The organism is Megasphaera sp. AF13-6AC (assembly GCF_027685385.1).
In the GTDB taxonomy this organism is placed as follows: Bacteria; Bacillota; Negativicutes; order Veillonellales; family Megasphaeraceae; genus Megasphaera; species Megasphaera micronuciformis.
The window spans coordinates 4200-4524 of the sequence record NZ_JAQCUN010000105.1 but is presented as its reverse complement, the minus strand read 5'-3'; the positions used below and the strand labels follow the sequence as shown (position 1 = coordinate 4524).

Genomic DNA, 325 nt, shown 5'->3' with positions numbered 1-325 from the left:
ACGGCAAAGCTTTCCGCAGCTTTTTCTTACGCACCTGTACCCGTATAGCAGAAGAATACGGTTGTACGGCAGAGTTTACGGAAGATCAGTACATCCCCGTTACTTTTAATAACAAAGAGTTGGTTGACATGGCTCGACGTGCCGTGGTTACACAATTGGGCGAAGACGCCCTCGATGCGGACTGCCCTATGTGGATGGCTTCCGAAACGTTTGCAGCCTTACAGAACATTTATCCTTCCGTCCTCTTTTTTACGGGTATTCAAAGCGACAAAGTCGGTAGCGGTGCCCCCCATCATACACCGGAATTCGACTTGGACGAAGACGG

1 protein-coding gene is annotated in these 325 nt (G+C 49.8%); it reads left to right on the top strand.

What is annotated here, in order from left to right; genetic code table 11:
* Window positions 1–325 (top strand): M20/M25/M40 family metallo-hydrolase (locus PGX78_RS06345; protein WP_333523961.1); only part of this gene is annotated, 325 nt, incomplete at both ends.